Raw genomic sequence first — 5,295 nt, forward strand, 5'->3', positions numbered from 1 at the left:
CGCACCTCCGGGTCCCCCTCGCGGACGACCCCGAGCGGGACGAAGCCCTCCGGCAGCGCCGCGGCGGGCGGGAAGCACGCGAGCATCGCGTGGTCCTCGCCGCCTCCCAGCACCAGCGCCCTCGCCAGGTCGAGGTCCACGCCCTCCACGCCCGTGAGCCCGCGCGCGTGCACGTCGACCGCCGCGGCATCGAGGTCGATCGCCACTCCGCTCGCACGCGCCATCCGACGGGCGTCGAGCACCACGCCGTCCGAGACGTCCATCATCGCGGTGGCGGTCCCGCCCGCGGCCTCGCCCGCGGAGATCGGCGCGGTCGGGCGCAGCTGCGCCTCGAGGAGGGACGGATGCCGCTCGCGGAGCCGGGCGGCGAGGTCGGCCGACGGCTCCCCGTCCCGCCGCGCCTGCTCGAACAGCAGGCGCAGCCCGAGCCCCGCTCGTCCCAGCGGGCCGGCCACGGCGAGCACGTCCCCCGGCCTCGCACCGCTGCGGAGCACCGGCGGTCGTCCGTCGAGCGAGCCGAACGCCGTGATCGAGAGCGTCAGTGTCGCGGAGGCGGACAGGTCTCCCCCGACGACTCCGCATCCCGGCGCCATCGCGGCGCAGCCGGCGGCGAGTCCGCCCGCGATCCCCTCCAGCACGTCGACGCCCAGCGACTGGGGCGCCGCGAGCGCGACGACGAGCCCGGTGGGACGGGCCCCCATCGCCGCGACGTCGGCGAGGTTCGAGGCCGCCGCCTTCCAGCCCAGGTCCGCCGGGCTCGACCAGGCCAGCCGGAAGTCGGGGCCGTGCACCATCATGTCCGTGGTCACCACGAAGCGGCCGTCGGGAGCGCGCAGCACCGCGCAGTCGTCGCCGGGCCCGACCAGGGTCTCCGCGCCCGGGCCGCCGAGCCGGGCCAGCACCCTCGCGAGCACCTCGCCCTCGCTGAGCTCGGCCAGGGTGGGACTCCGATCCTCTGCCATGGTTCACACGCTAGCGTTGACGGCGATGTCCCCCCGCCGACTCCGCTCCCCCCTTCTCGCCGCCGCCGCCGTCCTGCTGCTCTCGGGCTGCTCGGCCAGCGTCGCCCTCGAGCCCGCCGCCGATGCGACGAGCACCGGCTGCGCCGAGGTCTCGGTGCGCCTGCCCGACGTGGTCGCGGAGCAGCCCGAGCGCGAGACGAACGCTCAGGGCACCGCCGCCTGGGGCACCCCGGCCGCCGTCATCCTCCACTGCGGAGTCGAGGTGCCCGGCCCGACGACGGACCTCTGCGTGAACGTCAGCGGAGTCGACTGGATCATCGACGAGACGCAGAAGGACGAGGACATCTACACGCTGACCACCTACGGTCGCGATCCCGCGGTGGAGATCACCGTCGACCAGAGCCGCGCGTCCGGATCCTCCGCCGCGCTCGACCTCGCGAACGCCGTCTCCTACGTCCCGCAGACGCGCGAGTGCACCGACGTCTCGGACGCCGACACCCTCGATCCGACGGACACGCCCACCGGCTGAGTCTCAGCGGTCAGACGCCGAGGGCTCGACTCGCTGCGGTGAGCGCACCATCGGAGGTCGCCCCCAGCTCGCGCGCGCGGGACGCGAACACGGCGGCCGCGGCCTGCAGCTCGCGCTCCAGCGCGTCCACGCCTCCCGCGACGACCGTGCCCGCCCGGCCGCGCGTCTCGACCAGGCCCGCCGACTCCAGCTCCCGGTAGGAGCGGGCGACCGTCCCCGCGGCGACGCCCAGCGTCTCGGCCAGCGCGCGCACCGGCGGCAGCCGCGTGCCGACCGGCAGCTCGCCCGCGGCGATCAGAGCGGTGATCTGCTCGCGGATCTGCTCGAAGGGCGCCGCGGCCGCGCCCGCCTCGACGCGGAGCGCGAGCGCCGGCGTCATCGGGCGGCGACCGGGACGCGGTCGAGCGCCGAGTCGAGCAGCTCGCTGATCAGGTCCGGGTAGTCCACGCCGCTCGCGCCCCACATGCGCGGGAACATCGAGACCGGCGTGAAGCCGGGCATGGTGTTGATCTCGTTGACGACGAAGCCGTCGGCGGTGAGGAAGAAGTCGACCCGGGCGAGGCCCTCGGCTCCGATCGCGTCGAAGGCGCGGATCGCGAGTGACCGCATCTCGGAGAGCTCGCCGTCGGTGAGGTCGGCCGGGCAGACCAGCTCGATGCCGGACGCCCCGAGGTACTTCGCCTCGAAGTCGTAGAAGCCGCGGCCGGAGACGACCACCTCGCCGGCGACGGAGGCGCGGGCCGGAGCACCGCGGCGGCCGCCGAGCACGCCGATCTCGACCTCGCGGCCGACGATGCCCGACTCGATCAGCACCCGCGAGTCGTGCGCGAACGCCTCCTCCAGCGCGGCCTCGAGCTGCTCGCGCTCGTCGATCCGGCTGACGCCCACGCTCGAGCCGGCCCGCGCCGGCTTCACGAACGCGGGCAGGCCCAGCTCGTCGAGGGCCGAGGAGGCGTCGCCCGGGTCGGCGCGCCACTCCGCCTCGGTCACGAGGTACCAGGGCGCCACCGCGAGGCCCGCGGCCCGCAGCACCGTCTTGGTGAAGTGCTTGTCCATGCCGAGCGCCGACGCGAGCACGCCCGAGCCGACGTAGGGCAGCCCGACGAGCTCGAGCATCCCCTGGACGGTGCCGTCCTCGCCCCACGGGCCGTGCAGGATCGGCAGCACCACGTCGACCTCGCCGAGCGAGCGGGTCGCGCCGTCCTCGGTCGTCACGGTGAGCTCACGCGAGAGGGCCGACTCCGGCCAGCGCACACGGGAGCCGTCGTCCTCGACACGGGGCAGCGACGCGGCGTCGAGAGCGAACTTCTCGGGACGGTCCTCCTCGAGCACGAAGGCGCCGTCGGAGGTGATCCCGACGGGGATCACCTCGAAGCGGTCACGGTCGATCGCCCGCAGCACCCCGGCCGCCGTTGCGCAGCTGATCGAGTGCTCGCTGGAGCGCCCCCCGAACAGAACGGCCACGCGGAGCTTGCTGGTCATCGAGGTTCCTCTCACCCTGTGGCTCGTCCGAATCCGTGGTCAGGTGCGGCGCGATGTCCTTCGGATCGAGCGTACCGGCGAGCACCTGCGACACCTGCTCGACGATGGGCATGTCGACTCCCCTGGCGCGCGCCAGCTCGAGGACCGGCGCGACGGAGGCGAGCCCCTCCGCCGTCTGCTGCATCGACTTCACCACGTCGGTGAAGCTGTAGCCCTGGCCGAGCAGGCGCCCGGCCGTGTTGTTGCGCGAGAGGGACGAGCTCGACGTCGCGATGAGGTCGCCGAGCCCCGCGAGTCCGGCCATCGTCTCGGCCCGTCCGCCGTACGCGACCGCGAAGTCCGTCATCTCGGCGAGACCGCGCGTGATGATCGACGCCTTCGTGTTCTCGCCGTAGCCGACGCCGTCGACGATGCCGATCGCCACGGCGATGAGGTTCTTCAGCACGCCGCCGAACTCGGTGCCGATCACGTCGGTGTTGACGTAGGAGCGGAAGTAGCGGTTGGTCGCCGCGAGGGCCACCTCCTGCGCGGTGACGAGGCTCTCGGAGGCGATGACCGCCGCGGTCGGCTGCTCCTTGGCGATCTCGAGGGCGAGGTTGGGCCCGGAGGCGACGGCGATCCGGTCGGGAGAGACCGGCAGCATCTGCGCGATCACCTCGCTCATCCGCTGGCCGGTGCCCTTCTCGACGCCCTTCATCAGGCTCACCAGCACCGTGCGCTCGGTGAGGAACGGCGTGATCGCCTCGAGGTTGCTCCGCAGCGACTGCGACGGGATGGAGAGGTAGACGTGGTCCGCGCCCTCCAGCGCCTCCTCGATGCGCGGCGTGGCCCGGATGTTGCGCGGGAGGTTGATGCCGGGGAGGTAGTCGCTGTTGCGCTTGGCCTCGGTGATCTCGCGGGCCAGCTCGGCGCGGCGCGCCCACATCACGACGTCGGAGCCGCCGTCGGCGAGGATCTTCGCGAACGTGGTGCCCCAGCTGCCGGCGCCGAGGACGGCGACGCGGCGGGGCACGGGGATGGGCGCCTTCCTACTTCTCGGACTCAAAGCGACCCGTGCCCTTCTGGTTGTGCTCGGAGGGGTTCCAGCGCTTCTCGGGCGCCGCCTCGCCGCGCAGCTCCTCGAGCAGGGCGGTGATCGCCGCCATCACGACCGCGGAGGCCTCGTTGAGTGTGGCGGAGTCGAGGCTGCGTCCGCGGAAGGCGGACAGGTCGACGGGGTCGCCGACGATCACGTCGACGCGCTTGCGGCGGAAGAGGGTGATCCGCTTGGAGTAGCGGCCCATCAGCTGCTGCGCACCCCAGTGCGCGACCGGGACGACCGGCAGCCCGTACTGCAGCGCCATCCGCACCGCTCCCGTCTTGCCGCGCATCGGCCAGAGCTCGGGGTCGCGGGTGAGGGTGCCCTCGGGGTAGATGATGACCGAGCGGCCCTCGTCCACGAGAGCCTTGGCGGTCTTCAGCGGCTCGCTGCCGCGGACCGAGCCCGAGCGCTCGACGGGGATCTGCCCGGAGCCGCGCAGGATCGAGCCGAGCACGGGCACCGAGAACAGCGAGGCCTTGGCGAGGAAGCGCGGTGCGCGGCCGGCGCGCCACAGGGTCCAGCCCGTGATGATCGGGTCGATCTCGCTGTAGTGGTTCGGCGCGAACACGAAGGCCCCGGTGCTCGGGATCCTGTCGCCGTTCCGGATCCGCAGGTCGACCGAGGCGGTCATCACGGGGATCACCGCCGCCGCGAGGAACCAGAAGATGGACGGACGGCTTCGCTCAGACACCCGCCCATCCTCGCATCCCGCATCGGAGGGGCCGCGTCCCCACGCCCGGGAGCAGCGGGGCCCCGCGGTGGGAGGAGCGGCCCGGCCGCCGGGTACGGTACCGGCATGCCCCGTCCGCGTCGCCGCCCGTCGCCGTGGGACGCCGTCGGCAGGGCCCTCGGCCGCCTCGCCGACTCGCCGATCGCGCTGTCCGGCCTGGTGCTCCTGATCGTGTGGGGAGTCGTGCTGCTCGCCACGCAGGCCGAACGCGATGCGGCTGCGCTCGGCGACGGCCTCCTGCTGACGTTCGCGGTCCTCGTCGGCGGCTCGGCGGCCGTCGCCCTCGCGATCGGCGGGGTCGACGCCCTCTGGCGCGTCGCGGTGGCACCACTCGCCCACGTCGAGGCGGAGGCGACCGGCGGCGTCGCGGTCCTCGGACGCGGCCGGCTCGGAGCGGGCCTCCGTCGGGTCGAGCCGCGGTTCCCGCTGCCGACGCTGCGGCCCTACGCGGTCGTCGTGCCGCGCCGCCGGGGACTGACCGTCTCCTTCGGCGACTGGGGCGTCGTCGTGC

The 5,295-nt window shown here is 73.8% G+C and carries 7 protein-coding genes; 2 read left to right on the forward strand and 5 right to left on the reverse strand.

Going from position 1 to position 5,295, the window contains the following annotated elements; translation table 11 throughout:
- Window positions 1–962 (reverse strand): thiamine-phosphate kinase (gene thiL / locus C5C49_RS16515; RefSeq protein WP_104346613.1); only part of this gene is annotated, 962 nt, incomplete at its 3' end.
- Between the two features lie 25 nt (window positions 963–987).
- Here thiL and C5C49_RS16520 point away from each other — a divergent pair.
- The gene (locus tag C5C49_RS16520) at window positions 988–1,491 is read left to right on the forward strand and encodes a DUF3515 family protein (RefSeq protein WP_104223096.1); all 504 of its coding nucleotides are present in this window, start codon (window positions 988–990) and stop codon (window positions 1,489–1,491) included.
- 10 nt (window positions 1,492–1,501) lie between these two features.
- Here C5C49_RS16520 and C5C49_RS16525 read toward each other — a convergent pair whose 3' ends face one another.
- From C5C49_RS16525 to C5C49_RS16540, 4 genes are read right to left on the reverse strand one after another with little or no spacing between them, the layout of a single operon-like run.
- A complete protein-coding gene (locus C5C49_RS16525; RefSeq protein WP_104328376.1) occupies window positions 1,502–1,870 on the reverse strand; it encodes a GntR family transcriptional regulator in 369 nt (122 codons plus the stop codon).
- On the reverse strand, window positions 1,867–2,973 hold the full coding sequence (locus C5C49_RS16530) for a D-alanine--D-alanine ligase family protein (RefSeq protein WP_104283463.1): 1,107 nt from the start codon (window positions 2,971–2,973) through the stop codon (window positions 1,867–1,869). The genes C5C49_RS16525 and C5C49_RS16530 overlap by 4 nt, the downstream gene beginning before the upstream one ends.
- On the reverse strand, window positions 2,870–3,985 hold the full coding sequence (locus C5C49_RS16535) for an NAD(P)H-dependent glycerol-3-phosphate dehydrogenase (RefSeq protein WP_181067828.1): 1,116 nt from the start codon (window positions 3,983–3,985) through the stop codon (window positions 2,870–2,872). Before C5C49_RS16535 ends, C5C49_RS16530 begins: the two co-directional genes overlap by 104 nt.
- A 16-nt stretch (window positions 3,986–4,001) precedes the next feature.
- Entirely contained in the window at window positions 4,002–4,685 is a 684-nt protein-coding gene (locus tag C5C49_RS16540) for a 1-acyl-sn-glycerol-3-phosphate acyltransferase (protein WP_104262547.1), read from the reverse strand.
- A gap of 165 nt (window positions 4,686–4,850) precedes the next feature.
- Between C5C49_RS16540 and C5C49_RS16545 the strand changes: the two genes are divergently transcribed.
- A partial coding sequence (locus C5C49_RS16545) for a hypothetical protein (protein WP_374953857.1) occupies window positions 4,851–5,295 on the forward strand: 445 nt, incomplete at its 3' end.

The organism is Rathayibacter sp. AY1E2 (assembly GCF_002932325.1).
GTDB lineage: Bacteria > Actinomycetota > Actinomycetes > Actinomycetales > Microbacteriaceae > Rathayibacter.

Bases quoted from the DNA above. Each gene is read 5' to 3' on its own strand.
- C5C49_RS16520 (WP_104223096.1), top strand. From the start codon at position 988: ATGTCCCCCCGCCGACTCCGCTCCCCCCTTCTCGCCGCCGCCGCCGTC.
- C5C49_RS16525 (WP_104328376.1), bottom strand. From the start codon at position 1,870: ATGACGCCGGCGCTCGCGCTCCGCGTCGAGGCGGGCGCGGCCGCGGCG.
- C5C49_RS16530 (WP_104283463.1), bottom strand. From the start codon at position 2,973: ATGACCAGCAAGCTCCGCGTGGCCGTTCTGTTCGGGGGGCGCTCCAGC.
- C5C49_RS16540 (WP_104262547.1), bottom strand. From the start codon at position 4,685: ATGACCGCCTCGGTCGACCTGCGGATCCGGAACGGCGACAGGATCCCG.